Source organism: Pseudomonas sp. P5_B2 (genome assembly GCF_056400445.1).
Genome location: NZ_JBFULH010001349.1, coordinates 1 through 682 on the forward strand (window position 1 = coordinate 1; position 682 = coordinate 682).

1 protein-coding gene is annotated in these 682 nt (G+C 47.1%); it reads left to right on the forward strand.

Features of this window, described 5'->3' with window-relative positions:
• Window positions 1–682: 2OG-Fe(II) oxygenase (locus tag AC1DRJ_RS31160; protein WP_477805493.1), on the forward strand; the 682-nt coding region annotated here is incomplete at both ends.

A 682-nucleotide genomic window follows, 5' to 3' on the forward strand; every position in this document is an offset into this window, starting at 1 on the left:
CTCTCACAGGGGCTTGATTTCGACCAGAACGCCGCCAGCGCCTTTGGTTACTCATTGACCAGCCACTATGTTCAGGCTACGCCATTTCCGCATATCGTTATCGATAACTTCTTGCATGAAGACCTGATTGCAAGTATATGCTCGCACTTTCCAGTCGAGCCAACCCAAAACGAAATGATCTACGAGCGTGGCTATAAAGGTCAACTAAAACGTCAAATCAGTCCCAATGAATGCCCCCCTTTTCTCAAGACTGTGTTTAACGCTTTTAACTCGGCGCCCATGTTGCAGTTTCTTGAAAAGCTCACGGGCATCGAAGGTTTGATACCCGATCCCTACTTTAGCGGTGGTGGGCTGCATGAAACGAAGAGTGGTGGTTTCCTTGGGGTGCACTCAGACTTCAGACTCAACAAAAAGCTTAATATTGAACGTAGACTGAATGTCATAATTTATCTGAATGAAAACTGGCAAGAGGAATACGGCGGTAACCTGGAACTGTGGGATATCGATATGAAGACCTGCCTTAAAAAAGTTCTGCCCATTTACAATCGGTGCGTCATCTTCAATACAGACAAAGACAGTAATCATGGGCACCCTGAGCCTTTAACGACTCCAGAGCACATTACGCGCAGGTCTATTGCGCTTTATTATTACACCGCCGGAACCATGGCGATCGACCCCGCAC